Origin of the sequence: Paraburkholderia sp. SIMBA_027, from assembly GCF_046535315.1 — a bacterium.
Lineage (GTDB): Bacteria > Pseudomonadota > Gammaproteobacteria > Burkholderiales > Burkholderiaceae > Paraburkholderia > Paraburkholderia tropica.
In genome coordinates this window covers 1-278 of sequence record NZ_JAWRWY010000407.1, presented here as the reverse complement: position 1 = coordinate 278, position 278 = coordinate 1, and the positions used below count along the sequence as shown (strand labels likewise).

Below are 278 nucleotides of genomic sequence, written 5' to 3'. Positions count from 1 at the left end.
CCCGTCGCGAGCAGATCCCCGGTGCGCAGGTCGTGTACGCGGGAAAGCTCCGTCAAGGTCTCTGCCGGACCGTAGACGAGACCCGAAGTGGAGTCGTTCTGGCGGACGGTTCCGTTTACCGTCAGCGTCAGCACGAGCTCCTTTAACTTCGAAAGATCATGTTTCTCAAGGAGGCAAAGGTAAGGACCGACGGGGCCGAACGTACGATAGCTCTTGCCCTTGTAGAACTGCATCTGCGGAATCTGGATGTCACGCGCGGAATAATCGTTGACGATTAC

Annotated in this window: 1 protein-coding gene; it reads right to left on the bottom strand. The window is 57.2% G+C overall.

Annotation, left to right across the window (positions count from 1 at the left end; genetic code table 11):
- On the bottom strand, positions 1–278 hold a 278-nt coding region (locus SB764_RS39610; RefSeq protein WP_410866697.1), incomplete at both ends, for a fumarylacetoacetate hydrolase family protein.